This window comes from Cellulomonas sp. Root485, from assembly GCF_001426705.1.
Taxonomy (GTDB): domain Bacteria; phylum Actinomycetota; class Actinomycetes; order Actinomycetales; family Cellulomonadaceae; genus Cellulomonas.
The window spans coordinates 1,017,330-1,042,539 of sequence record NZ_LMFC01000001.1 but is presented as its reverse complement, the minus strand read 5'-3'; the positions used below and the strand labels follow the sequence as shown (position 1 = coordinate 1,042,539).

The following is a 25,210-nucleotide window of genomic DNA, read 5'->3' as shown; positions in this document are numbered from 1 at the left end:
GGCTACGCCGGCTCCGCCCGGCGTTCGAGCGGGTCGAGGACGTCCCGCTCGTCGCCCGGCCTGGCCGGTGGGTGCGGTCCGGGGGCTGTCCCGCCGCGACCCTGCAGCAGGACCTCGGCCGCGTGGTCCGCGAGCGCGAACCCCGCGGAGCCGTACAGGTGGAACACCGCGTCCGCGCCGTGACGCTCCAGCTCGGCGACGTCGTCGTCGTACCGGGCGACGGCCGCGACCTTGCCCGTGAACCCGGCGGCCTGGAGCCGTGCGAGGGCGATGAGGTTGGCGTTGTGGAACGGCATCGCGAGCACGGCCATCTTGACCCGGCCGGCGCGTTGGACCCGGTTCCAGAACTCCAGGTCGGTGGCGTCCGCGCGCACGACGTCGAACCCTTCGTCCTCGAGCGCGAGGACGCGGGTCTGGTCGTGCTCGACACCGACGACGGACAGCCCGTACTCGTCGCGCAGGCGTGCGTAGGTCGCGGAGCCGACCCGGCCGAGCCCGAGGACCAGCGCGTCCGCGTCGCCGACGTCCACCAGCCGGTCGTCGGGGTGCAGGCGGTCGCTGTCCCGCGCGGGGAGCAGGCGGGACAGCCGTGAGGCGAGCTCGACGCCCCGGCGGTTCACGATCGCGGACAGACCGAAGCTGAACGCGACGGCGAGCGAGACGACGACGACCCACTGCTCGTCGAGGAGGCCGGTGCTCGCCCCGACGGCGACGACGATGATCCCGAACTCGGAGTAGTTCGACAGGACCAGGCCGGCGAGGAACGAGGTGCGCCGACGCAGCCGCATCAGCCACAGCACGACCGCGTAGGCGGCGACCTGGAGCGGCAGGAGCAGCAGCAGGAGGAGCGCGAGGCCGACCTCGAGCATGTGCGGCGTGCCGTGCAGGCCGATCTGCACGAAGAACGCGACCAGCATGAGGTCCTTGAACGTCATGAGGGACCGTGAGAGCTCGCCCGCCTGCGGGTGGGACGCGAGGAGCACCCCCACGACGAGCGCGCCGACGTCGCCCGCGATGCCGACGAGCTCGAACAACCCGAACCCGAGCACCACCGCGACGCTGACCCCGAACAACGCCTGGAGCTCGCCGTGGCCGACGCGGTCCCAGATCCGGTACAGGATGCGCCGGCCGGGGACCAGCAGGACGAGCAGCAGCGCCCAGGGGCTCGGCGGCTCGCCGCTGGACAGCGACAGGAAGATCACGGCCGCCACGTCCTGCATGACGAGCACACCGACGGCGATGCGCCCGTACAGCGCGGTGGTGTCGGAGCGGTCGTCGAGCACCTTGACGACGAACACGGTCGAGGAGAAGCACAGGGCGAACCCGACGAGCGCCAGCGCGCCGAACGACTCGCCGCCGAGGAAGCCGAACCCGATCACGGCGAGCAGGCCGAGGAAGCCGAGCGCGATCGCGACACTGATCCCCAGGTGCACGAGCGTGGTCAGCCAGATCTCGCGGCGCAGCAGGCTGCGGACGTCGAGCTTCAGCCCGATCGCGAAGAGCAGCAGGACGACCCCGAAGTTCGCGATCGGCTCCAGGTAGGGCAGCTCCGGTGCACCCAGGGCGCCGAGGGCGAAGCCGGCGGCGAGGAAGCCGACCAACGGCGGGAGACGCAGGAGGACGGCCAGGAACCCGCCGAGCAGTGCGGCGCCGAGGTACAGGGCAGCTGCTGCCATGAGGTTCCTCTCGCCCGCGCGGTGGTGAGGTCCCCTATCTTGCCTGGTCCGCGGGACCGCCTCAGCGGGCCTGGGCGGACCGGACCACGTTCTGTGCGACCTGCGCGAGCGTGGACCCGTTCGCGGTGGACCGCGTGACCAGCTCGTCGTAGGCCCCCGCCATGTCCAGCCCCAGCTGGTACGCGAGCACACCCTTGGCCTGCTCGACGACGACGCGTCCCTCCAGCGCCGCGGTGATCCGCTCCGCGAGGTCGTCGTCCCCGAGCGAGGCCGGCTGCACGATCGCGAGGGTCGCGAAGTCGGCGAAGCTCTGCGCGAGGACCGTCGACGCCGCGGAGAGCTCCGTCTCGGCGACGGCGAAGAGGTTGAGGCCTCCGATCGCGCGCCCGCGCCAGTGCATCGGGAAGGCGTGGACGGATCCGAACCCGGCGTCGACGATCTCCTGGCCGACGTCGGACCAGCGCGCGACGATCTGCGGGCGACCGACCGTGCAGGACGGTTCTCCGGTGCGGGCCGCCTCCACGCACGGCCCGGTCTCCTGCTGCGCCTGGTACAGCTGCAGCTCGTCGACACGGTGCGAGGTGGCGCTCAACAGCTCGAACCCGCCGTCGGCGGTCCGCACCAGGAGGGCGGCGGCGTCGGCCGGGAGCAGCTGCGCGCAGTCGGACACCAGGCGCGCGAGCAGCCCGGTGATCTCGTGGTCCTCGACCAGCGCGCTCGCCACGTCCGCGAGCGCCTGCGCCGACGTGCGTGCGGTCATCGTCCACCACTCTCCGTGCTGTGGTCGGGGGGTGCCTCGTCGTGCGAGACGCCCTGCTGCGTGTCCGTGAAGTTCAGCTCCCGGTCGACGACCGCCCGGGCGATCTGGTCGAGCGACGCGTTCTCGGCGAACGCGTGCGCCCGCAGGATCGCGAGCGCGTCCTCGGGGGCGATGGCGAGCTGCGCCACGACCATGCCGGTCGCCTGGTGCACGCGCGCGCGGTCGGTCCATGCGGCGAAGGGCGTGTGCCCGGTCGTGGTCGTGTCGTCGAGGAGCGCAGCCCCCACCGCGTCCGCGAGGAACTGTGCGTCGTCGAGGCTCTCGTCGAGCGTGCCGCCGGAGCGGTACAGCGTGATCACGCCGATCGTCGCGCCACCGGGGTGCATCGGGATCGCCCACACGGTGAGCGGACCGGCGATGTCCCCGGCGAGCTCGGTGAACATCGGGAACGGGCCGCCGCGTGCGCCGTCGACGTGCGTGACGACGATCCGGCCCTCGCGGTACGCCTCCTGGCCGGGTCCTTCACCGAGGACGTCCTGCAGGTCCTCGATCCGCGCCGACGTGCCGTTGGACGTGCTGACGGTGAGCCGTTCGGGTCGGGTCGACGCGAGCGTGATCGCGCCACCGTCGGCGCCGAGGATGGTCACGCACGCGACGCACAGGCGGACGGCGAGGGGCTGGTCGCGCGCTCCGGTGGCGACCGAGCCGGCCAGCCGCGCCAGGACCGTGCTGCGGTTGGTCACGATCCCTCCCCCATCCGGTGCATGCGCCCATCCTCCTCCGCAGATCGGTGAACGTCAGGCCGCTGGAGGCATAACCTAGGAGCCAACCGTCGACGGCGACGCGACGGGCGTCCTGGAGGTTCAGGAACGAGCCTCCAGCGCGGGGCCCTTCACGGCGCCACCTCTGGGGGTTCCGATGACGGCGACCAGCACCCACGTGGGGCGCTTCCGGTTCGCGGCGGCCACCGATCGGTGGTGGTGGTCCGACCACATGTTCCTCATCCACGGCATGCAACCAGGCGATGTCGTACCCACCCGCGAGCTCCTGCTCACCCATGTCCGGCGCGACGACCGAGCGGTCGTCGTCGAGGCTCTGGAGGGATGCTTCGCGGAGCCCGACCCGCGCGCGGCCGACTACTGCCTCGTGGACATGTCGGGAAACCCGCACCGTGTCGTGCTCGCCGTCGCCGGGGACGGGGACGGCGACCTGACCGGGTTCCTGGTCGACGTGACCGCGGCCTACGACGCGTTCCTGGCCGAGCACGTGAACACGGAGCTGACGCTCGCGCTCGAGTCGCACGCGGCGATCGACCAGGCGAAGGGCATCCTGATGCTCACCTACGGTGTCGACGAGGAGGCGGCGTTCGGCATCCTCAAGCAGAGCTCGCAGCGGCACAACACCCGACTGCGCGAGCTCGCGGGCCGGGTGGTCCAGACCGCGGCCGTCGGCCTGGAGTCGATCACCCGGGAGCTGGTCGACGAGGCGCTGTGCTCGGTGTCCGCGCCGGACGTGCCGGGCTCGGGCGCGCGCCGACGGCACCTCGACCTGCATGCCGAGCACACCGCCGACGCGTCGATCCTGCGCGTCTCGGGTGCGGTCGACCTGTCGAACCGGGACGAGCTGGCCGACGCGATCTCCCTGGCGATGCTCGGCGCGGGGGACCTCGGGCGGGTCACCGTGGACCTGCGCGGGCTGGGCAGGATCGGGCCTGCTGCCGTCGACGTGCTCACGGCGGCCCTGCGCCGGAGCGCCGCGCACGGCATCACGCTGACGATCGTCGGCGGCTGTCCCGGCGACGCCGCAGTCTCCGCGAACTCGCACCGGTCGACGATCGCCTCTCGGAGCTGACCCGACCTCCCGCACCGCTAGCGCCCGACCGGCATCGTCGCCAGACTGGGCCGGTGCGATCACGGATGCCAGGTATGTGGTGGGGACCCGCCATCGAGGCGCCAGACCCGTCGGCACTGGCTGCGTTCTACTCGCAGCTGCTCGGGTGGCCGGTCGTCCACGAGGAGCCGGGCACAGCCGTCATGGGAGCCCCGGGCGGGTCGACGTTCTTCGTGTTCCAGCAGGCGGACGGGTACCGACCTCCGGTGTGGCCGCCCGTGGACGGCGAGCAGCGCCCGATGATGCACCTCGACTTCCAGGTGGGTGACCTCGACGCCGCGGTCGAGGACGCCGTCGCGCTGGGCGCCACCGTGGCGACCTCCCAGTTCCGGGAGAACGTGCGCGTGCTGCTCGACCCGGTGGGACACCCGTTCTGCCTCTGCCTCGACGAGGACTAGCCGCTCACCCGGTCCAGGTGCTGCAGCAGGTCGTGCGCGGCGAGCTCGACGTCCTTGTGCCGCCACTCCGACGCCCGGTAGACGCACGCGATGAGCGCCGTGCGGTGCACCCGACGGAAGTCGCCCGCGACGAACGCGTACCGTGCCTTCGTCTCGTCGGTGGCCCCCACGGTCAGCCCGAGGTGCCACGACGCGTACTGCTCCCAGGTGTGCGTCTCCAGGTACGCGTTCTGCGCAGCCGCGTCCGGCTGCGTCTCACCCCAGTCGCTGTCCAGCACGTACTGCCGCGCGTCGATGAGCTCACGCACGTGCCGGACGGCCTCCGCGTTGACCGTGTACTCCGCCATGGACCGATCCTGCACCGACCGTCACACGGTGCGCAGCACGAGCAGGAACTGACCCCCGCCCGGTTCGACGTCGACCGACACGCGCAGGCCGGGCGCGAACCGGGAGAGGCGGTCGACCAACCAGACCGCGGCCGCCTCGCCGTCCGCGCGCGTCGGGCAGCGGCCGACCACCTCACGGCCGCCCTTGCGCGTCAGCCGTTCGACGGTCGCGACGATGGGGGCGGGGTCGACGACGAACAGGTCCGGCGACCAGGCGACGACGGGCTTGACCGCGCCCTTCTTCGTGTTGCAGGCGCGGTGCGCGAGCCGTTCGGCGCCCGGGACCGGCTTCTTGCCCTTGGGGGTCGCGCCGCCGTCGATGCTCGGGCCGCGGTCGGCGTTGACGGACGCGTCCGGGTCGACGGGCTCGTCGCACAGCCAGCATCGCCAACCGTCGCGCTCGCCGACCTCGTGAAGGGTGCTCATGGCCCGGAGACTACGGCGCTACCGTCGGTGGATGGGATTCGAGGTCACCCCGGAGGTGTACTTCCGGTTCATGGGCCGGTTCTCCGAGCCGCTCGCCGCACGGTTCGCGGCGGCGCTGGAGATCCCCGCCGGTGCACGGGCGCTCGACGTCGGCTGCGGTCCCGGAGCCCTGACCGCCCAGCTGGTCGCCCGCCTCGGCGTCGATGCCGTCACCGCGGTGGACCCCTCCGAGTCGTTCGTCGCGGCGGTCCGCGCCCGGTTCCCCGGTCTGCGGGTCGCCCTCGGTGTCGCCGAGTCGCTTCCCCTCCCCGACGACGCCGTCGACCTGGCGGTCGCCCAGCTCGTCGTCCACTTCCTGTCCGACCCCGTGGCCGGGCTCACCGAGATGGCCCGCGTGACCCGACCGGGCGGGACGGTCGCGGCGAACGTGTGGGACCACGCGGGCAACGGCGGACCTCTCGACGCGTTCTGGCGCGCGGCGCACGACCTCGACCCCGCCGCCCCCGGCGAGGCGGCGCTGCCGGGGACGCGGGAGGGGCACCTCACCGAGCTCCTCGGCGCGGCAGGACTCGACGACGTCGTGTCCTGGAGCGAGGCGGTCGGCGCGCGGTACGAGTCCGTCGACGAGTGGTGGGCGACCTTCACCCTCGGCGTCGGGCCTGCCGGTGCCTACGTCGCCTCGCTCGGCGACGCCGAGCGGGACGCGCTCCGGGCCCGGTGCGCGGAGCTGCTCCCGCCGGCGCCGTTCGAGATCCCCGCCGTCGCGTGGTGCGCCCGAGGCTCGGTCGCCTGAGCTCGCGCGAGCTCCGAGGCCTCCGCAGACCGGTCGGCTGACCGCTCAGACCGCAGCAGCCTGCCTCGCGAGGTCCCCGACCTCTCGCGCGACCATCGGCCAGAGCTCGGCGGGCAGGTCGTGCCCGACCCCGGGAAGGGTCACGAGACGCGCCCCGCTGACGGCCTCCGCGGTCGCCCGGCCGGCCTCGAGGCGCAGGATCGGGTCCGCCTCGCCGTGCAGCACGAGGGTCGGCCGGTGCAGGTCCCGCAGCCGGGGGCCGTGCCACTGGGCGCCGATCTGGCGGCTCTGGGCCTTGGTGTCTCGCGGGCCGGTGTCGACCGCGCGCGCGATCCACTCCCGGGCCGCCGTCTCGTCGAACGGGTAGGCCGGCGACGCCACCCCGCGCGCGACCGCGAGGCTCGCCTCGATGTCCCCCTCACGGCCGTCCGGGAACTTGGTGCGCGCCAGCCTGGCGAGCAGCCCGACGCGCAGGTAGCGGGCGACCCTGAGGCCCGAGACGTCGCTGGGCAGGGCCGCAGAGGACACCACGCTCAGGACCCGGTCGGGATGCCGGAGCGCGAGACGCTGAGCGACGACGCCGCCCATGGAGTGGCCGAAGACGTGCGCCCTCGGCCAGCCCAGCTCGTCGAGCACCGCGACGGCATCGTCGACCATGTCCTCGGCGGTGTAGGCGTCGCCCTTCTTCGCGAACAGCGCCCGGAACGGGTTGGACCCGGCGACGTCGGGCAGCCGGGTGGACTCGCCGGCGTCGCGCTGGTCGTAGCGGGCCACGGCGAAGCCCTCGCGGGCGAACGCGTCGCACAGTCCCGTGGGCCACCAGAACCGCGAGGTCGCCAGCCCCATGACCAGCAGCAACGGCATCCCGTCGGAGCCCGTGAGGCAGTCGTAGGCGATCTCGACGTCGCCGTTGCGGGCGCGCTGCGTGGGGGTCCAGGTGGTCATCGACGGCTCCTCAATTGCGATCAGTGTTCGCTATTCTAGACCACGAATGAGAGGGTGACCGCATGGAGACGGAGCGCACGAGCATCTGGCTGCGTCCCGAGCGCGGCAGCCGCGGCCGCGCACCGGAGCACACCCGCGACGGCATCGCCGCGGTCGCCGTGCGGCTGGCGGACTCCGCCGGGCTCGATGCCGTGACGATGCGGTCCGTGGCTGGGGCGCTCGGGGGCGGTTCCGCATCGCTCTACCGGTACGTCGAGTCCCGGGACGAGCTCGTCGCGCTCATGGTCGACCAGGTCAACGGCGAGCTCGACTACACGGTCCTGCAGCACACCGACTGGCTCGCGGACCTCCTCGCCCTGGGCCGGCAGAGCCGCGACGTCTACCTGCGGCACCCCTGGCTCACCGACGCCCCTGCCGCGACAGGCGACCTCGGGCCGAACGCCGTCGCGTACCTCGAGCACGCGCTCGGTGCGATGCGCGACCTCGACGTCGACGGCCACCGCAAGCTCGAGGCCGTCGGCGTCTTCAATGCCGTCGTCCGGCTCCTGGCCCGCAACGAGATCGAGCAGCGCGGCACCGACCCGCTCGACCGGCGCCGCCAGCTCGCCGCGGCCGCGCAGCTCGCGCAGGGCGGTGCGCACCCGCACCTCGCCGCCGCGCTGTCAGCCCCACCCGTCGAGCCCGACGTGGACCAGACCGAGCGGCTGCTCACACGCGTCCTGCGCGGGCTGCTCGGGGCCTAGGTCGTCGGTCGCGCTACGCCGCGCGTCCGTAGCCGGAGCGCCGCCCTCGGCCGGACGCGGCGACCGTCGCGCCGTCCGGCACCACCTGGTCGGCGTGCACCGACGCTCGCTCCTGGATCGAGACTCGCGCGCCGATCCGAGCACCTGCACCGACGTGAGCGCCGGCGCCCACGCGCGTCCCCGCCCCCACGTGCACGTTGCTCCCGACGACCGCTCCCGCGCCGACCACGACGTCCACGTCGACCCAGCTGCCCGGTCCGACCCGGGCTCCGTCGTGGACGACCGCACCCGCCTCGACGTACGTGGTCTCCGCCAGCCACGCGCCCTCGTGCACGTGCGCACCCGGGGAGACCAGCCCGCCTCCGTGCGGGTGCCGCAGGTAGCGCACGACCGCACCACGGTCGTCCTCGAACTCCACCAGGCCCTTGATCCGTCGCGACATGCCTCTCCTTCGTCGATGCTCCTGCATGACATAACGATGTTGCGGCGATGGAGTTTCCCGGAACCGCTCAGCCCGCGGCGAACACACCCTTTGACAGACTCGCCGCATGATCGAACGGGTGCTGCCGACGGGTGTCGAGGCAGCCGAGCACGCCGGTCCCCCGCTCCCCGCCCCGCTGCACCCGTCGGAGGAAGCCGGCGTCGCGGACGCGGTGCCCACCCGCCGCGCCGAGTACGCGGCCGTCCGCGAGTGCGCTCGCACCGCTCTGCGTCGGCTCGGCCTCGCGGACGTCGCGGTTCCCGCCGGCCCCGACCGGGCGCCGGTGTGGCCCGCGGGGATCGTCGGGAGCATGACGCACGTCGACGGGTACCGCGCGGCCGTGGTCGGGCGCGCTGCGACGTGGGCGGGCCTCGGGATCGATGCGGAGGTGCACGCTCCGCTGCCGCCCGGGGTCGCGTCCGTCGTCCTGAGCGAGGGCGAGCGGGCGGCCCTCGCGCGCACCGACCCGGCGCGGTGCCTCGACCGGGTGCTGTTCTCGGCCAAGGAGTCGGTCTACAAGGTCTGGTACCCGCTGACGCGGTCGTGGCTGGGGTTCGAGGACGTCGACGTCCGCCTCGGCGACGACACGTTCGTGGCGCGGATCGGACGGACCGGGCTCGGCACCGACGTGCTGCACGGCCGGTGGGCGGTCGGCGACGGCCTGGTGGTCACCGCGGTCGCGCTGGCCCGGGCCTGAGCCCTGCCGTCAGCCGGAGCCGACGGCACCCTCGAGCACGGGCAGGAGACGCTCGAGCACCCACGTCTGGCTCAGCGGCGTCGGGTTCGCGAGCGGTGGGACGACGTCGTCCTCGACGACCGCGTAGTGACCGGCGGCGACCGCGGGGATCTTCACGAAGGTCTTGTCGGTCTCGAGCGCGGCGCGACCGACCAGGCCCTGGTCGCCGAACGGGTAGGCGACGAGCAGGACGTCGGCGTCCAGGAGGCCGATGCTCTGGGGGGTGAGCGCGCTGGTGGTCCCGTCGAGCTGCGTCGCCGTCGGGGGCAGCGTGAAGCCCAGGTCGGTGAAGAAGCTGACGTCGCTGCCCGCGACCGAGACGTACGAGATCTGGTCGGGTCGGACCACCGCGTACGTGATGCTCCTGCCCGCGAACTGCGGGTGGGCGGCGCGCGCGTCGGCGAACCGCTGCTGGACCCCGGCGATCGCGGCGGCGCCCTGCTCAGGTACGCCCAGGGCGGCGGCGGCGACAGTGGTCCTGTCCGCCCAGGTCATCGCGGCGAGTCCGTCGGCACCCCGGAAGGACACGACCGGTGCGATCGCAGCCAGCGGCTCGTAGTCCTCGGCGAGGGTCCAGCCGCTGGTCGCCAGGATGACGTCGGGCTCCGCGGCGGCGATGGCGGCGTAGTCGGTGCCGTCCGTCGCGTCGTAGAAGTCGACCTCCTCCTCGGCGTCGGCGAGCGCGTTCTGCGTCCACGGGTCCGGCGGCAGGTCGCCGAGCCTCGGCGCCGTGACCGGCACGATCCCGAGGGCGAGCGCGATGTCGAGGTCGACGGCAGAGACGACGGCGACGCGCTCCGGCTGCGCGTCGAGCTCGGTGGAACCGAACGGGCTGTCGAGCGTGACCGGGTAGACACCGCTGCTCTCCACGGTCGCCGGCGGCTGCGTCGGCTCGGTCGGGGGGCTCGCGGCGTCGCTGCACGCCGAGAGCACGGCGACCAGAGCCGCGACGCCGACAGCGGCGAGGGCGCGGGTCCGGGAAGAGGTCATCAGTCGTCCTTCTGCTCTGCTGGGGCCGCGAGACGGTGCCGGGCGTGCGGGCCCCTCGCCGGCTCTCGTGCTGCCGTTCCCCGTGCGGTGACCGGAACGACCGTAATGCCCGCTTCGCAGCGCCCGCCACACAGAGCGACGGGTCTCACGTGTCGGGACGATCGGGCCGGACCCACAGGTCGTTGCAGTCGGCACGAGACCGCACTTGACGCCCGACGCCATCGGGGGCATCCTGGGCACAGGCGGTTAATCGATTTAGCAACTCACGAGGAAGTGGGGTGTGACGTGGCACGGGTGCGGATCTCCGACGTCGCGACCGCGGCGGGTGTGTCCACCGCCACCGTGTCGCTGGTGCTCAACGACCGGACCGCCAGGATCTCCGACGCCACGCGCGACCGGGTCCGGCAGGCGGCCGCCGAGGTGGGGTACACCCCCAACTCCGTGGCGCGGGGACTGCGGACGCAGCGCAGCCACACGATCGGCCTGATCTCCGACCGCATCGCGACGACCCCGTTCGCCGGCCGCATGCTCGCGGGGGCCCAGGACGTCGCCCGCGAGCACGGCTACCTCGTGTTCCTGGTGGACACGGACGCGGACGAGACGGTGGAGCGCGAGGCGATCCGCGCCCTGGCCGACCAGCAGGTCGACGCCATGATCTACGCCTGCATGTGGCACCGGGTGGTCGACGTCCCCGCCTCGCTCCCCCGCGGCACCGTGTTCCTCGACTGCCGCCCGGCGGGCGGTGGCTTCCCGGCGGTCGTCCCCGACGACCGTGCCGGAGGGGTCTCGGCCGTGCGCGCGCTCGTCGCCGCGGGGCACCGCCGGATCGCCTACCTGGACGTGGACGAGCCGCACCCGCCCGTCGCCTCCGACCTGCGCCACCAGGGCTACCTCCAGGTGCTCGCCGAGGCCGGGATCGAGCCGGACCCCGCGCTGCACGTGCGCGGCGACACGTCGTCCGCGGGCGGACGCCAGGCCACGGACCGCCTGCTCGACCTGCCGGACGACCGCCGGCCCACGGCGCTGTTCTGCTTCAACGACCGCATGGCCGCCGGGGCGTACGTCGCGGCGCACCGTCGCGGGCTCGCGATCCCCCAGGACCTCTCGATCGTCGGCTACGACGACCAGCAGCTCGTCGCGGCGGAGCTCGACCCCCCGCTGACCACCGTGGCGCTGCCGCACTACGAGATGGGCCGGTGGGCGATGGAGGTCGCCCTCGGCATCCGGACGCCGGACGACCTCGGCGCCCCACACCTCATGCCCTGCCCGATCGTCGATCGGGACTCGGTGGGTCCGCCGCCGGCCACAGCTGCGAGCGACAGCCGGCGACGGACCTGACACGCAATCCCCAAGCGGCCACCGTCGGTGGCCGTGGAGCGGTGACCCGACTTGCCGGTCGGGCACCAGGAAAGGAACCCCCGATGAAGCGCAGGTCCCTTGTCACGATCGTATCGGTGTCGGCGGCGTCAGCCCTGGCACTCTCCGCCTGCGGACAGGCAGGTCAGGGCGACGGCGGGTCCGGTGACGGCCCCCAGGAGCTCACCATGTGGACGCACTCGGCAGGCAACCCGGCCGAGCTCGAGGTCTACAGCAAGATCATCGACGAGTTCAACGCGTCGCAGGACAAGTACACGGTGGTCGAGGAGTCCTTCCCCCAGGGCGCCTACAACGACGCCATCGTCGCGGCGGCGGCCGCCGGCGACCTGCCGTGCCTGCTCGACATGGACGGCCCGATCGTCCCCAACTGGGCCTGGGCGGAGTACATCCAGCCCCTCGGCCTGCCCACGAGCATCACCGACAACCTGCTCCCGACGGCCGTCGGGACGTACCAGGACGAGATCTACGCGGCCGGCTACTGGGACGCGGCGCTGTCGATCTTCGCCCGCAAGTCGGTGCTCGACGCCAACGGCATCCGCATCCCCACCATCGACCAGCCCTGGACGATCGACGAGTTCGACGCGGCTCTGACCACGCTGAAGGCCGCCGGCTACGACACCCCGCTGGACATAGGAGCCGAGGACAAGGGCGAGTGGTGGTCCTACGCCTACTCCCCCATGCTGCAGAGCGCAGGCGGCGACCTCATCGACCGCGACACCATGCTCACGGCCGACGGCGCGCTCAACGGTCCGGAAGCGGTCACGTTCTTCACGTGGTTCCAGGACGCCTTCGCCAACGGCTGGGCCAGCAACTCGGGCACGATCGGCAACCAGGAGTTCAACGACGACGTCGTCGCGCTGAGCTACACGGGCGTCTGGAACGCGATGGACTCCCTCGAGGCGGTCGGCGACGACCTGCTGATCCTCCCGCCGCCGGACTTCGGCGACGGCCCGAAGATCGGTGGCGGCTCCTGGCAGTGGGGCATCTCGTCCAGCTGCGACGCCGCGGACGGTGCGCGCGAGTACCTGGAGTTCAGCTTCCAGGACAAGTACATCGCCGAGTTCAGCGACAAGCAGGTGGTCATCCCCGCGACCGCTGCCGCCGAGGAGCTCTCCGCCAACTTCGGTGAGGGCGACCCGCTGCGCCCCTTCGTCGAGCTCTCCCAGGCCTACGCGCTCGCCCGTCCCGCCACCCCGGCGTACCCCGTCATCTCCAGCACGTTCGAGAAGGCGGCCAAGGACATCATGAGCGGCTCCGACGTCCAGTCGACCCTCGACGGAGCGGTCCAGGAGATCGACACCAACATCAAGTCCAACGACGGCTACGGCTTCTGAGCCGTCCTGACCGGCGGGGGCAGCACCGCTGCTGCCCCCGCCCGATCGGACACCTGCCATGACCTCTTCCACCACGTCCGTCGCGCCTCCGCGACCGCCGGACGCCCCCGTGCGTCGGCGTCGGACCTCTGCCGGTGCCCGCGGCGAACGCCGCTCCGGGCTCGCGATGGCCGCGCCGGCCGCCGTCCTGCTCGGCCTGTTCCTCATCGTCCCCGTGCTGCTGGCGTTCGCCCTGTCGTTCACCAACGCCCGGCTCATCTCGCCCAACCCGCCCCGATTCGTCGGGCTCGACAACTTCGTCCGGGCGTTCACGCAGGACCCCGTCTTCCTGCGGTCGGTCCTCAACACGTTCCTGTTCGCGATCGTCGTCGTCCCGGTGCAGGCCGGGCTCGGCCTGCTGCTCGCGGTGCTGGTCAACCAGAAGCTGCGCGGCGTGACGTTCTTCCGGATCGTCTACTTCATCCCGGTGGTCACGTCGATCGTCGTGGTGTCGATCCTCTGGAAGTTCATGTACCAGCCGACCGGGCTGATCAACTCGTTCATCGACACGGTCACGTTCGGGGCGCTGCAAGGCGCCGACTGGCTGAACAACCCGAGCACCGCGCTGCCGGCGATCATCGTGCTGTCGATCTGGCAGGCGGTCGGTTTCCACATGCTCATCTGGCTGTCGGGGCTGCAGACCATCCCCGACGAGCTCTACGAGGCGGCGCGGATGGACGGCGCCGACGCCTGGGCGCAGTTCAAGAACGTCACCTGGCCGGGCCTGCGCTCCACCATGATCTTCGTCCTGGTCACCATCACGATCGCGGCCCTGGGCCTGTTCGTGCAGATCGACGTGATGACGCAGGGCGGCCCGCAGGACTCGACGACGACGATCGTCTACCACGCCGTCCGCAAGGGGTACCGGGAGCAGGAGACCGGCTACGGCGCCGCGATCTCGCTGATCTTCTTCGTCCTCGTGCTCGTGATCGCCCTCGTGCAGCGCTTCGTCACCCGAGAGAAGGACTGAGCCATGACCGCCGTCACCGTCTCCCGGCAGGACCGCACGGAGCACCAGCAGCGTCGCCGCCGCCGGATCTTCTCCTACGTCGCGATGGGCATCTTCGCGGTCGTCTTCCTGTTCCCGCTCGTGTTCATGTTCGTGTCCAGCCTCAAGCCGGACGGCCAGATCCTGTCCGACGTGCGCTCGCTGCGGGCCTTCCTGCCCGTCGGCGACATCAGCCTGGACAACTACGTCGGGGTGTTCGACCGCGTCCCGGTCGCCCGCTTCATGTTCAACTCGGTGCTGGTCACCACGTTGATCGTCGGGCTCGGCCTGGTGGTCAACAGCATGTGCGGGTTCGCGCTGTCCCGGCTGGAGTGGAAGGGCCGCGGGGTGGTGCTCGCGGTCATCATCGCGACGCTCATCGTGCCCTTCGAGACGATCGCGATCCCGATGGTCTACTGGGTGTCCAAGCTGCCGACCCTCGTGTTCGAGGGTGCCGTCCCGAAGTACGACTTCGGCTGGCTGAACACCTACCAGGTACAGATCATCCCGTTCATCGCGAACGCGTTCTCGATCTTCCTGTTCACCCAGTACTTCTCGACGATCCCGAAGTCCCTCGACGAGGCCGCACGGATCGACGGCGCCGGCTGGTTCACGATCTACCGCAAGATCGTCGTCCCCCTGGCCGGTCCGGCCTTCGCGACGGTCGCGATCCTCACGTTCCTGCCCGCCTGGAACTCCTACCTGTGGCCGCTCATGGTCGTGCAGGAGGAGAGCCTGCGCCCGGTCATGGTCGGGATGCAGTACTTCTTCCAGCTGAACACCGCCTGGGGCGAGGTCATGGCGTACACGTCGCTGATCACGCTGCCCGTGCTCATCGTGTTCCTCTCGTTCCAGCGGGCCTTCGTCAGCAGCGTCGCCGCCAGCGGCGTCAAGGGCTGACCCCGTCGAACCCCTCGGACCCCTCGCCGGCAACGGCGTGAAAGGCACACATGTTCACCCTTCCCGAGTCCTGGGTGTGGGACTTCTGGCTCGCCGACGACGGCGACCAGTACCACCTCTTCTTCCTCTACGCGTCGCGGGCCCTGCACGACCCGGACCGCCGGCACTACCGGGCCTCCATCGGGCACGCGGTGTCGTCGGACCTGCAGGACTGGACCCGCGTGACCGACGCACTCGTGCGCAGCGACGCGCCGGCGTTCGACGACCTGGCCACGTGGACCGGCTCGGTCGTGCGGCACCCCGACGGCACGTGGTTCCTCTTCTACACGGGTTCGACGCTCACCCCCGCGGGCAACGTGCAGACGATCGGGTACGCCACCTCGGACGACCTGATGACGTGGGACAAGTCCCCGGACAACCCCGTGCTGCGCGCCGACGGCGTCTGGTACGAGGTGCTGGCCGACGGGCAGTGGCACGACGAGGCGTTCCGCGACCCGTGGGTGTTCCCCGACCCGGTCGGCGACGGGTGGCACATGCTGATCACCGCCCGGGCGCGCACGGGTCCCGCCGACGACCGCGGTGTCGTCGGGCACGCCTGGTCGCCCGACCTGCGCACGTGGGAGCTCCGGCCGCCGCTGAGCGAGCCCGGTCAGGGATTCGGCCAGCTCGAGGTCATGCAGGTCGAGATCGTCGACGGCGCCCCGGTTCTGCTGTTCTCGTGCCTGGCGACGGACATGTCCGCCGCCGGGGTCGCCACCGGCTCGACCGGGGGCGTGTGGGCGACCCCTGCGGCGAGCCTGCTCGGGCCGTTCGACGTCTCCGCCGCCCACCAGGCGACGGACGACACCCTGTACAGCGGGCGGCTGGTGCGCCGCCGGTCCGACGACCGGTGGGTGCTGCTCGCCTTCCATCACACCGGACCGGAGGGGGGCTTCGTCGGCGGGGTGAGCGACCCCGTGCCGGTGCACTGGGACGGCCGTCGGATGGACCTCGCGGACCCCGCGGAGCAGCTCGGCTGACGGACCGGACGAGGGCGCGGCGCGGAGGTCGGCTACCGGTCGGTAACCCGGCGCGCCGCGGGGGTGGAGCAGGCGTCTGACCTGCAGGTTCATCGGGTGCCGTCCGCGGGCTGGACGGATGGCCCCGCGAGCCTCACACTTGCGCCTGCCCCCCTGATGGTCCGGCCGCCGATGGCCGGGAAAGGACCCCCGGCCGTGCTGCGCACCGTCACCTCGCACCTGTCCTTGGACGTGCGCAACCCGCTCGAGATCCTCCTCTCCGTCGCCGTCGCGGACGGGGCCTACGACCGCTCCGAGATCCTGTCGGTGCGCCACGAGGACGGCCCCCTGGACGTCGCCGAGATCAAGATGGCGCACGGGGGTCGCATGCACCGCGTGCTGTCCCCCGTGGGCCGTCTGGTCGTCGACTACCAGGCGACCATCACCGGCCAGAGTGACGTGCCGACCGTCGAGGACGTCGACCTCGTCGAGTACCGCCGGCCCAGCCGCTACGCCGACTCGGACCGCCTCCTGGCGTTCGCCCGGGACCAGTTCCGCGGCATCGAGGGCCCCGAGCTGCTCGACGCCGTCGTCGCGTGGGTCACCGGGCACGTCACCTACCTGTCGGGCTCCAGCCTGCCCACCGACGGCGCCACGGACACCCTCCTGAAGCGCCGTGGCGTGTGCCGCGACTTCGCGCACCTCGTCGTCGCGCTGCTGCGGGCCAAGGACGTACCCGCCCGCCTGGCGTCCGTCTACGCGCCTGGGCTCAAGCCGATGGACTTCCACGCGGTCGCCGAGGCCTACGTCGACGGTGCCTGGCACGTCGTCGACGCGACCCGGCTGGCCCCGCGCGAGTCGTTGGTCCGGATCGCCACCGGTCGCGACGCCACGGACACGGCGTTCCTGTCCTACTACGGGGGCCAGCTCTCCATCCGGGCCATGACGGTGACGGCTGCCGTGCACGCCGTGCTCCCGGTCGACGACGGCACGGGTCTCGCCACGCTCCGCTGACTAGATCGAGAGTCCGACCAGCGACCCGACCGCGTACGTCACGGCCATCGCGATCGAGCCGCCGAGCACGTTGCGCAGCACGGCCCTGCGGGGCTCGGCGTCGCTGAACCGCGCCGCGACCAGCCCTGTGACGACCAGCGCGACGACGACCGCGGCGAACGTGGCCGGCGCCCGGACGGCACCCCACGGGGCCAGCACGACGAGCAGCGGGACGAGGCCGCCGACGAGGAACGCGCCGAGCGACGCGACGGCGGCGTGCCACGGGTTGGTGTACTCCTCGGGGCCCGTCACGACGAGCGTCGGCAGCACCCGGCCCCGCCGGACGGCGGACCGCTCGGCATCGCGCTGGCTGCTCACCGACACGTACTCCCCCGCCGCCATGGACAGCGCGCCGGCGACGAGTGCGGCGATCCCGGCGAGGGCGATCGTGCCCACCGGCGTCGATGCGCCGGCGACGCCGAGCACGGTCGCGGCAACGGAGACGATGCCGTCGTTGGCGCCCAGCACACCGGCGCGCAACCAGTTCAGGCTCCGCAACGTGGGGGCAGGTCGGTGCGTCTGGAGAACGGTCATACCTCTACGGTAGGCACCCGGGCATGCCTTGTCATCGAAGCAAAGCCTGTCCTGACCTGCGGCGATGCAGGTTTGCCTTGCCTCAGTCAGGCGCTCTCGCGCAGGTTGCGGCGGCGGCCCTCGACCTCGACCAGCTCCGCGAACGCGGCCTGGTAGGCGGCCGGGTCCGCCTCGGCGTCCATCCGCTGGAGGCGGCCGCGCAGGTCGGCGATGTGCCGCGTGAACCCGATCTCGACCAGGCGCAGGACGACACCCTTGACGTAGCCCTCGAGCGACTCGGGACGGTCCTCGGGCAGCGGCGCGACGGCGAGCTCGGTGACCAGGGCGCGGACCGGCTCGGCGGCCTCCTCGATGACGGCCCCCACCCACCCGGTGGAGCCGCCGGACGCCTGCAGCAAGGGTCGCGCAGCGGTGAGCCCGCCGGCCGCCCGGATCGCCTCGTGCACCGCGCGGTAGGCGGGGGCACCGAACGCGTCGGACGGGAGCTCGTCGAAGTCGGCGGCCACCAGGTCCGGGCGCTGGAGGACCACCTCGAGGGCGGTCCGCTCGATCTGCGCGACCGGGTCCCGGCGGTCGGGGACGGGCATGCGCTGGACGGGCACGGGAGTCGGCCCGGAAGCTGCGGTGGGTCGCTCGTTGCTGGTCTGCGAGCGCCCGGCCGCCTGCGGGCGGGTGGACGCACCCTGCACGGCGCGGCGCACGGAGTCCTGGTCGTCGATGCCGAGCCAGCCGGACAGCAGCCGGGTGTACTCGGGGCGCAGCGCGGCGTCGCGGATGCCGGCGACGATGGGGGCGGCCGCGCGCAGTGCACCGATCCGGCCCTCGGCGGTGCGCAGGTCGTACGACGCGAGGGTCGAGCGGATGACGAACTCGTACAGCGGGGTCCGGCCGGCCACAAGGGCGCGCACGGCGTCGGGGCCCTTGGCCTGGCGCAGCTCGCACGGGTCCATGCCGGACTTCTCGACCGCGACGAACGTCTGCGCCGAGAACGACTGGTCCTCACCGAACGCCCGCAGCGCGGCCTTCTGACCGGCCGCGTCACCGTCGAACGTGAAGATGATCTCGCCGCCGACCGAGGCGCCGGACGCCAGCTGGACACCGCCGGAGGACCCCGAGTCGCCGATGAGCCGCCGCACGATGCGCGCGTGGTCCGACCCGAACGCCGTGCCGCAGGTGGCCACCGCGGTGCCGACCCCGGACAGGTGCATGGCCATGACGTCGGTGTACCCCTCGACGACGACCACCCGCTTGTCGCGCTGCAGGTCCCGCTTGGCGAGGTCGATCCCGTAGAGCACCTGCGACTTCTTGTAGAGCGGCGTCTCCGGAGTGTTCAGGTACTTGGGCCCCTGGTCCTCCTCGAACAGCCGCCGCGCCCCGAAGCCGACGGTCTCGCCGGTCACCTCGCGGATGGGCCACACGAGCCGCCCCCGGAACCGGTCGTACACGCCGCGCTGACCCTGGCTGACGAGCCCGGACAGCGTCAGCTCCGCCTCCGTGAACCCGCGGCCGCGCAGGTGGCGCATGAGCGAGTCCCACCCCTGCGGCGCGAACCCCACACCGAAGTCCGCCGCGGCGGTCCGGTCGAAGCCGCGCTCGGCGAGGAACTGGCGACCGGCCGCGGCGGCCGGAGTGCTCAGCTGCTCGCGGTAGAACTCCTCGGCCACCTTGTGCGCCTCGATGAGCCGACGTCGCTTGCCGGGCTCCTCGCCCGGGCGCGGGGCGCCGCCCTCCTCGTACCGGAGCTGCAGACCGACCTTGCCGGCGAGGTACTCGACCGCCTCGGAGAACCCGAGCCCGTCGACCTTCTGCACGAAGTCGATGACGTCGCCGCCCTCGCCGCAGCCGAAGCAGTGGTAGCGGCCGACCTGGGGGCGCACGTGGAAGGAGGGGGAACGCTCGTCGTGGAACGGGCACAGGCCCTTCATGGAGCCGACGCCCGCGGACCTCAGCGTGACGTGCTGGCCGACGATCTCCTCGATGTGGGCGCGCTCGCGGACCGCTTCCACGTCCTCCCGCCGGATGCGTCCTGCCACGCGAGGAGTCTAGGCGTCGGCACCCTCCGAGCCGGACCGATCTCAGACCAGGACGGGCGGTCCGCCGTGCCGGGGCGGGTGAACCAGGCGGGCGTGCAGCTCGGCCGCGGAGACGTCGGTGAGCGAGGCCACCTGGTCGATCACCACGCGCAGGCGGGCGGCGTCGTTCGCGGCCTCCACCCAGTCCGCCGCGAACGGCGGCTCGAGCGCGATCGGCGCCCGCTCGGACAGCACGTGCACCAGGTCGACGAGGACCTCGCGCTGCCGGTGGTAGAGCGGTTCGAGCTCGCGCGGTGCCATGACGTAGGTGACGGCGAGGCCCTTGAGCACGAGGATCTCGGCCAGGGTGTCGTGCGGCACGATCAGGTCGGCCGCGTACCGGGTGAGCGGTCCCGGGCCGTACTCCTCGCGCGTGGCCAGCTGCGACGCCTTGGCGAACCGGCCGATCAGCTGGCTGGTGGAGTCCTTGAGCGACGCCAGCGCGGCGCGGGAGCCGTCGAACCCCGGACGCCACAGCCGCGCTGCCACCAGCCGGTCGATCGCGTCCTGCAGCCCGTCGGCGCTGACAGCGTCTCCGTACCAGGTCTGGACGGCCTCGACCACGCGGTCGCGCTCCCCGGGCACGCCCAGGACCTCCAGGTCCAGGCGACCGCCGACGACCGCGTCCTCCACGTCGTGCACCGAGTAGGAGATGTCGTCGGCCAGGTCCATGACCTGCGCCTCGAGGCACTTGCGGCCGTCGGGCGCCTGCTCGCGCAGCCACTCGAAGACGGGCAGGTCGTCCTCGTAGACGCCGAACTTGTGCGTCGGCCTCCCGCTCGCGGCGCTCACCGGTCCCTGCAGGTGCCGCCACGGGTACTTCACTGAGGCGTCGAGGCTGGCGCGGGTCAGGTTGAGGCCGACCGCGCGACCGTCCGGGGCGACGACCTTGGGCTCCAGCCGGGTGAGCAGCCGGAGCGTCTGGGCGTTGCCCTCGAACCCGCCGATCCCCCTGGCCAGCTCCGCCAGCGCGCGCTCGCCGTTGTGCCCGAACGGCGGGTGCCCGAGGTCGTGCGCCAGGCATGCGGTGTCGACGATGTCGGGGTCGCAGCCCAGCGCCTTGCCGATCTCCCGACCCACCTGGGCGACCTCGAGCGTGTGGGTCAGGCGCGTGCGCACGAAGTCGTCGGACGACGGCCCGAGCACCTGCGTCTTGGCGCCCAGGCGACGCAGTGCCGAGGAGTGCACGAGACGCGCGCGGTCCCGCTCGAACGCCGTCCGCTCGCGTGACTTGACCGGCTCGGGGACCCAGCGCGCCCGGTCGGCGTCGACGTAGCCGTCGAGGTCGAGAGACTGGTCGAGTTGGGTCACGGTGCCAGCCTAACGATCAGGCCAGCCGCCAGACCTGCACCCCGGGTCCGTCGCCCGGCAGCCGGAGGCGATCGGGTCGCACCCCGAGGTCCCCACCGCCGTACAGGTTCTCCGGCGATGCCCCCGGTGCGAGCAGGTGTCGCGGCAGGTCGGTCCCTTCCCACGGAGCGCGCGCGACGAGCACGAGCACGCGCTCGTCCAGCGTCTCGCGCAGGTACGCGACCGCGTCGGGCGTCACGACGGCCCACCGCATCCCGCCCTCGCGCAGCGCGCGGGAGCCGCGGCGGACCGCGATGAGCGACCGGTAGATCTCGAACGTCGCGGCGTCCCAGCGCGGACCGCCGCCGGCGTCGATCTGGTCCCAGGGCATCGGGACGCGGGCGTGCTCGCCGTTGGTGCCGGTCAGCCCGCCCTCGTCGCCCGCGAACATCGCGGGCGTCCCCGGGTACGTGAACAGCAGACCGGCGGCCAGCTCGACGCGCTCGCGCGTGCCGACGACGGTCCGCAGCCGGGCGGTGTCGTGCGAGCCGAGCATGTTCCACTGGTGGGTGGTCACGGCCCACGGCACGGTCGAGTCGAAGTCGCGCATGGTGTCGACCATGGACACCCCGTCGCGGCGCGGGATCGGCACGGGCATCCCGAGGAAGCCGAGATCGAGGTGCGGGTCCACCAGCCACGTCCACACCGGCCGCGTGAACGCCGAGTAGTTCATGTTCGCGTGCCAGCCGCCCGCCGCGAGGTCGGTGCCGGCGTCGTGGAAGTGCTCCGAGACCAGCACCGCCTCGGGGTTGAGGGCGTGCATCGTCGACCGGATCGTGCGGGCCACCTGGAGCGTCAGGTCGTCGTCGGCGTACCGGCCGGTCATGTTGGCGACGTCGATGCGCCAGCCGTCCAGGGAGTACGGCTCCACGAGCCAGCGACCGATCACCGAGTCGGGTCCCTCGACCATGCGGCCGGACAGCGCCGGGGCGTTGTAGTTGAGCTTGGGCAGCGACGCGTGCTCCAGCCAGCCGACGTAGCCGGGGTCGTCGTCGGTCCAGTAGTAGAAGGTCGCCTCCTCGCCGGACCGGTCCGCCTGGGCGCGGGCGAACCACTCATGACCCGCGCCGGTGTGGTTCGTCGTGAGGTCGCCCAGGATCCGCATGCCGCGCGCGTGCACCGCGCGGCTCAGCGACGCGAGCGCCTCGTCGCCACCCAGCAGCGGGTCGACGACGTCGAACGTGCTCGCGTCGTAGCGGTGGTTCGAGCGGCCGGGGAACACCGGTGTCAGGTACAGGGTGTCGACACCGAGGCGCTGCAGGTGGTCGAGCCGCTGCTCGACGCCCGGCAGGTCGCCGCCGAAGTACTGCTGCGCGACGCCGCGACCGGACGCGATCGGCTCGTCGTCCCACGCCGCAGGCAGCGCCCAGTCCGGGAGGTCGCCGGTCTGCTGCCCCGAGCGTGCGAACCGGTCCGGGAACACCTGGTAGACCACCGAGGTGTCCATCCAGGCCGGCGCGGGGTCGTGCACGGTGAGCCGGAAGTCGCCCGCGTCGGGCACGTCCCGCTCGTGCACGCCGCGGCCGTTGAGCCAGCGGTACCCGCCGGGCTCGTCGAGCAGGACGCGGTAGCCGGCCACGGGGTTGTGCACCGGCACGTCGCCGACGTACCAGCGCGCGTCGTCGCCCACCCGCTCGAGCCGCGTCGGCACCATCCGCGGCTCCGCGTCGCGGACCGTGCGCAGCCAGACGGCCCGCTCGGTCCCCGACAGCGGCACCCGGACGCGCACCGGGACGACGTCCCCGAGCCGCGGCGTGGCGCGCCGGACGTACAGCTCGGAGCCGTCGTGGTGCGGCTGGTCGAGCAGGTGGCGAGACGGGCTCACCCCTTGACCGCCCCCGCCGTCAGCCCCCCGACGATGTACTTCTGCAGGGCGAAGAACAGAACGAGGACGGGGATCGCGGCGATCACGGCGCCCGCCGCGAAGACACCCCAGTCCGCCGTGCGCTCGTCGGACGCCCACGAGTACAGGCCGAGCGCGACGGTGTACTTGTCCTTGGACTGCAGGATCACCTTCGCGAGGAGGAAGTCGCCGAACGAGCTGACGAACGACAGGAGCCCGACCACCGCGAGGATGGGCGCGGTCAGGCGCAGGATCATCGTCCAGAAGATCTGCGCGTGGGACGCCCCGTCGATCTTGGCGGCCTCGTCGAGCTCACGCGGCACGGTGTTGAAGAATCCGTACATCAGGAACGTGTTCACGCCGAGGGCACCCCCGAGGTACACGCAGATCAGTCCGAGCAGACTGTTCAGACCCAGCGCCGGGAACACCTTGCCGAGCGTGAACAGCAGCAGGAAGATCGCGACGAACGCGAGCGTCTGCGGGAACATCTGCGCAAGCAGCAGGCCGGTGAGAGTGCCGTGGCGCCCACGGAACCGGAAACGCGAGAACGCGTAGGCGGCTGCGGCTCCCAGGAGGACCGTGCCGACCGCCGTGACCGTGGAGACGATCAGCGTGTTGCGCATCCAGCCCCAGAAGCCCTCGGGTGCCAAGGTCCCGTAGTTGGCCAGGTCGAAGGTGCGGAACAGGTCGTTCGAGCCGGTCAGCGTCCCGCCGGGGTTCAGGGAGGCGGACAGGATGTAGAGGATCGGCAGGGACACCGCCGCGATCGTGACGATGGCGACGACGTGCCGCCAGCCGACCTCCCGCCACCAGCGAGCGCCCTTCACGGGGGACCTGTTGGCCTCGACCGAGTGCGTGGTCATCAGATCTCCTCGAGGGTGCGCGTGCGACGGAAGCCCCACCAGGAGATCGCCCCGACGAGGAGGAAGATCATGATCGACAGGGCGCTCGCGAAGCCGTACTGCTTGATGCCGCTCTCGAACGCGATCGCATACACCGTCGATATCAGGATGTCCGTCGAGCCGACCGTGATCGGAGCGCCGGGGAAGTTCGGCCCGCCGCCGGTGAGCGTGTAGATGAGCGTGAAGTTGTTGAAGTTGAACGCGAACGACGCGACCAGCAGCGGTGCCACCGAGACCATCAGCAGCGGCAGCACGATCGAGCGCTGGACCCGCCACGCGTTGGCGCCGTCCATGCGCGCGGACTCGAGCACGTCACCCGGGATCGACTGCAGCGCGCCCGTGCACACCAGGAACATGTACGGGAAGCCGAGCCACAGATTGACCATCAGCAGAGAGAACTTGGCCAGCCACGGGCTGTCGAGCCATGGGATCGACGCGCCGCCGAGCAGGACCTCGTTGACGAAGCCGAAGCTCTGGTTGAGCATGCCGCGCCAGACGAGGCCGGCCAGGAACGCCGGGAACGCGTAGGGGAGGATCATCAACGCCCGGTAGTACCGGCGGCCCTTGACCCGCGGGTCGTTGAACACGATCGCGAGGAACAGCCCCACGACGAACGTGGTGGCGACCGACAGGAACGCGAACGCGAACGTCCACAGGAAGATCTCGAGGAACGGGCCGCGCAGCCGCTGGTCCGTGAACGCCCGCGTGAAGTTCTCGAAGCCCACGCTCACGCGCCAGCCCGGGGTGAGCGCCTCGCCCTCGGCGGAGCGGAAGTTCCCGTGGTCGTCCGGGGTGTAGACCGTGCCCGTCACCGTGTTCGTCATGGTGTCGGCGGCCTCGTCGTAGACCATGGTCGACTCGTAGACATAGCCGGTCGAGCCGTCATTGGTCCGCAGCGCACCGTCGTTCGGGTCGTCGGACACCTGCACACGCAGCGCGACGACCGCCTCCTGCTGCTGTGCGATGGCGGCGAAGTCCAGCACGTCCCAGGTGGGCACAGCGGTGACCTGCTCGCCCTCGACCGTCGCGTCGGGTGCGGCCTGGAGCGGGACCTCCGCGCTCCCGACCTGCGCCTCGCCGTCCTGCACGATCGCGAAGCCGAGCTCGTCGGGCCGGGACAGCACCGTGAGGTCGTACGCCTCCGAACCCTCGACCCGGACCTCGTTCTGGGCCAGGATCGCCTCGATCGCGTCGGCCTTGTCGGAGTTGTGCCCGTCGCCGTAGTTGGTGAAGGCGATGTACGCCGTGTACACCGCCGCGAAGATCACGTAGGCGAACAGGAAGATCATGCCCGGCACCAGGTACTTGGCGGGCAGCGCGCGCTTGGAGAAGTACGCCCAGTTCACCGCGATCAGGACGAGCACCAGGAACGCGGCGATCACCCAGGACCGGACGGCGACGGCGGCGAGGATCCCGTACACGGCGCCGGCGTCGATGAGCGCGACGAGCACGAGCTTGACGAGGAACCCCCCGCTGAAGTTCCGGGCGTGCGACCCGTCGCGACTTCCTGCGGGCAGCTCGCGCGGTGGCGGCGGCGGCACGCGGTCTGTGACGTCAGGGCGGTCGGTCTGCTGGGTCATTGAGGTGCCTCCTCGG

General features: G+C 72.0%; 25 protein-coding genes. 11 read left to right on the top strand and 14 right to left on the bottom strand.

Annotated elements, in window-relative coordinates:
* Positions 1–2 precede the first annotated feature (2 nt).
* The 3 genes from ASD16_RS04780 to ASD16_RS04770 form a co-directional block, all read right to left on the bottom strand.
* Complete coding sequence (locus tag ASD16_RS04780; RefSeq protein WP_055913507.1) at positions 3–1,676, bottom strand: cation:proton antiporter family protein; 1,674 nt, start codon at positions 1,674–1,676, stop codon at positions 3–5.
* Positions 1,677–1,737: 61 nt separating this feature from the next.
* Positions 1,738–2,436, bottom strand: coding sequence for a GAF and ANTAR domain-containing protein (locus tag ASD16_RS04775; protein ID WP_055913504.1), 699 nt, complete (start codon positions 2,434–2,436; stop codon positions 1,738–1,740).
* Positions 2,433–3,179 carry a GAF and ANTAR domain-containing protein gene (locus ASD16_RS04770; RefSeq protein WP_055913500.1) on the bottom strand — a complete coding sequence of 249 codons (747 nt, stop codon included), beginning with the start codon at positions 3,177–3,179 and terminating at the stop codon, positions 2,433–2,435. Before ASD16_RS04770 ends, ASD16_RS04775 begins: the two co-directional genes overlap by 4 nt.
* 175 nt (positions 3,180–3,354) lie before the next feature.
* On the opposite strand from ASD16_RS04770, the gene ASD16_RS04765 reads away from it, so the two are divergent.
* The gene (locus ASD16_RS04765; RefSeq protein ID WP_055913497.1) at positions 3,355–4,287 is read left to right on the top strand and encodes an ANTAR domain-containing protein; all 933 of its coding nucleotides are present in this window, start codon (positions 3,355–3,357) and stop codon (positions 4,285–4,287) included.
* A 74-nt stretch (positions 4,288–4,361) separates the two neighbouring features.
* Complete coding sequence (locus ASD16_RS04760; protein WP_055913494.1) at positions 4,362–4,724, top strand: VOC family protein; 363 nt, start codon at positions 4,362–4,364, stop codon at positions 4,722–4,724.
* Here ASD16_RS04760 and ASD16_RS04755 read toward each other — a convergent pair.
* On the bottom strand, positions 4,721–5,071 hold the full coding sequence (locus ASD16_RS04755) for a hypothetical protein (protein ID WP_055913491.1): 351 nt from the start codon (positions 5,069–5,071) through the stop codon (positions 4,721–4,723). The two genes, ASD16_RS04760 and ASD16_RS04755, sit on opposite strands and share 4 nt — an antisense overlap.
* A gap of 21 nt (positions 5,072–5,092) precedes the next feature.
* Complete coding sequence (locus ASD16_RS04750) at positions 5,093–5,536, bottom strand: hypothetical protein (RefSeq protein ID WP_055913487.1); 444 nt, start codon at positions 5,534–5,536, stop codon at positions 5,093–5,095.
* A gap of 31 nt (positions 5,537–5,567) precedes the next feature.
* Here ASD16_RS04750 and ASD16_RS04745 point away from each other — a divergent pair, with 31 nt between their 5' ends.
* Positions 5,568–6,329 carry a class I SAM-dependent methyltransferase gene (locus ASD16_RS04745; RefSeq protein ID WP_055913484.1) on the top strand — a complete coding sequence of 254 codons (762 nt, stop codon included), beginning with the start codon at positions 5,568–5,570 and terminating at the stop codon, positions 6,327–6,329.
* Positions 6,330–6,374: 45 nt separating this feature from the next.
* Here the strand turns inward: ASD16_RS04745 and ASD16_RS04740 are convergent, their stop codons facing one another.
* A complete protein-coding gene (locus tag ASD16_RS04740) occupies positions 6,375–7,274 on the bottom strand; it encodes an alpha/beta fold hydrolase (protein WP_055913481.1) in 900 nt (299 codons plus the stop codon).
* A 62-nt stretch (positions 7,275–7,336) separates the two neighbouring features.
* Here ASD16_RS04740 and ASD16_RS04735 point away from each other — a divergent pair, with 62 nt between their 5' ends.
* Complete coding sequence (locus tag ASD16_RS04735; protein ID WP_055913478.1) at positions 7,337–8,017, top strand: TetR/AcrR family transcriptional regulator; 681 nt, start codon at positions 7,337–7,339, stop codon at positions 8,015–8,017.
* Between the two features lie 13 nt (positions 8,018–8,030).
* Here the strand turns inward: ASD16_RS04735 and ASD16_RS04730 are convergent, their stop codons facing one another.
* On the bottom strand, positions 8,031–8,459 hold the full coding sequence (locus tag ASD16_RS04730; RefSeq protein ID WP_055913476.1) for a hypothetical protein: 429 nt from the start codon (positions 8,457–8,459) through the stop codon (positions 8,031–8,033).
* A gap of 106 nt (positions 8,460–8,565) precedes the next feature.
* On the opposite strand from ASD16_RS04730, the gene ASD16_RS04725 reads away from it, so the two are divergent.
* On the top strand, positions 8,566–9,195 hold the full coding sequence (locus tag ASD16_RS04725) for a 4'-phosphopantetheinyl transferase (RefSeq protein ID WP_055913473.1): 630 nt from the start codon (positions 8,566–8,568) through the stop codon (positions 9,193–9,195).
* Between the two features lie 9 nt (positions 9,196–9,204).
* On the opposite strand, the gene ASD16_RS04720 is transcribed toward ASD16_RS04725, so the two are convergent.
* On the bottom strand, positions 9,205–10,224 hold the full coding sequence (locus tag ASD16_RS04720; RefSeq protein ID WP_055913470.1) for an ABC transporter substrate-binding protein: 1,020 nt from the start codon (positions 10,222–10,224) through the stop codon (positions 9,205–9,207).
* Positions 10,225–10,509: 285 nt separating this feature from the next.
* Between ASD16_RS04720 and ASD16_RS04715 the strand changes: the two genes are divergently transcribed.
* From ASD16_RS04715 to ASD16_RS04690, 6 genes are all read left to right on the top strand, one after another.
* Complete coding sequence (locus ASD16_RS04715; protein ID WP_055913467.1) at positions 10,510–11,562, top strand: LacI family DNA-binding transcriptional regulator; 1,053 nt, start codon at positions 10,510–10,512, stop codon at positions 11,560–11,562.
* A 206-nt stretch (positions 11,563–11,768) separates the two neighbouring features.
* Positions 11,769–12,935, top strand: a complete 1,167-nt coding sequence (locus ASD16_RS04710) for an extracellular solute-binding protein (RefSeq protein WP_235523108.1) — start codon at positions 11,769–11,771, stop codon at positions 12,933–12,935.
* Between the two features lie 58 nt (positions 12,936–12,993).
* Positions 12,994–13,944, top strand: a complete 951-nt coding sequence (locus ASD16_RS04705; protein ID WP_055913461.1) for a carbohydrate ABC transporter permease — start codon at positions 12,994–12,996, stop codon at positions 13,942–13,944.
* Between the two features lie 3 nt (positions 13,945–13,947).
* Positions 13,948–14,862 carry a carbohydrate ABC transporter permease gene (locus ASD16_RS04700; RefSeq protein ID WP_055913458.1) on the top strand — a complete coding sequence of 305 codons (915 nt, stop codon included), beginning with the start codon at positions 13,948–13,950 and terminating at the stop codon, positions 14,860–14,862.
* 50 nt (positions 14,863–14,912) lie between these two features.
* Positions 14,913–15,881, top strand: a complete 969-nt coding sequence (locus ASD16_RS04695; protein WP_055913456.1) for a glycoside hydrolase family 68 protein — start codon at positions 14,913–14,915, stop codon at positions 15,879–15,881.
* Positions 15,882–16,076: 195 nt separating this feature from the next.
* The gene (locus ASD16_RS04690) at positions 16,077–16,874 is read left to right on the top strand and encodes a transglutaminase family protein (protein WP_055913454.1); all 798 of its coding nucleotides are present in this window, start codon (positions 16,077–16,079) and stop codon (positions 16,872–16,874) included.
* Here the strand turns inward: ASD16_RS04690 and ASD16_RS04685 are convergent, their stop codons facing one another.
* From ASD16_RS04685 to ASD16_RS04660, 6 genes are all read right to left on the bottom strand, one after another.
* Positions 16,875–17,447 carry a VIT1/CCC1 transporter family protein gene (locus tag ASD16_RS04685; protein ID WP_055913451.1) on the bottom strand — a complete coding sequence of 191 codons (573 nt, stop codon included), beginning with the start codon at positions 17,445–17,447 and terminating at the stop codon, positions 16,875–16,877.
* Positions 17,448–17,533: 86 nt separating this feature from the next.
* Positions 17,534–19,480 (bottom strand): DNA primase, encoded by a 1,947-nt coding sequence (gene dnaG / locus ASD16_RS04680; protein WP_055913448.1) that lies wholly within the window; start codon positions 19,478–19,480, stop codon positions 17,534–17,536.
* Positions 19,481–19,522: 42 nt separating this feature from the next.
* A complete protein-coding gene (locus ASD16_RS04675) occupies positions 19,523–20,830 on the bottom strand; it encodes a deoxyguanosinetriphosphate triphosphohydrolase (protein ID WP_055913445.1) in 1,308 nt (435 codons plus the stop codon).
* Positions 20,831–20,846: 16 nt separating this feature from the next.
* Entirely contained in the window at positions 20,847–22,694 is a 1,848-nt protein-coding gene (locus tag ASD16_RS04670; protein ID WP_082570591.1) for a glycoside hydrolase family 13 protein, read from the bottom strand.
* A complete protein-coding gene (locus ASD16_RS04665) occupies positions 22,691–23,575 on the bottom strand; it encodes a sugar ABC transporter permease (protein ID WP_055913442.1) in 885 nt (294 codons plus the stop codon). The genes ASD16_RS04670 and ASD16_RS04665 overlap by 4 nt, the downstream gene beginning before the upstream one ends.
* Positions 23,575–25,194 carry an ABC transporter permease subunit gene (locus ASD16_RS04660; RefSeq protein WP_055913439.1) on the bottom strand — a complete coding sequence of 540 codons (1,620 nt, stop codon included), beginning with the start codon at positions 25,192–25,194 and terminating at the stop codon, positions 23,575–23,577. Before ASD16_RS04660 ends, ASD16_RS04665 begins: the two co-directional genes overlap by 1 nt.
* Positions 25,195–25,210 lie beyond the last annotated feature (16 nt).